Annotated in this window: 1 pseudogene; it reads right to left on the reverse strand. The window is 54.2% G+C overall.

Features of this window, described 5'->3' with window-relative positions:
• Positions 1-193, reverse strand: a pseudogene (locus F0U47_RS22860) (hypothetical protein); the annotation flags it as partial.
• Between the last annotated feature and the right edge of the window lie 43 nt (positions 194-236).

A 236-nucleotide genomic window follows, 5' to 3' on the forward strand; every position in this document is an offset into this window, starting at 1 on the left:
GCGGTCTGTCAAATGGATATCCGAGAGGCATGGTGGAGATACATGAGCTCCAGCGACAAGCACAACGGTCCTTCATCATGGTCATGTCCAATGTGGGCAAGAGCATACCGGTGCGGACCGGCGACACGATGACGTACATCTGCATCTCCAAACCTCCAATCGTACCGAGGGGCAGCATAAGTCTCTGAGGGAATCCGTTGCGCGACTTGCACCATCAGTTCTTGACCATTGTCTGG

The organism is Nocardioides antri (genome assembly GCF_008373765.1).
In the GTDB taxonomy this organism is placed as follows: domain Bacteria; phylum Actinomycetota; class Actinomycetes; order Propionibacteriales; family Nocardioidaceae; genus Nocardioides; species Nocardioides antri.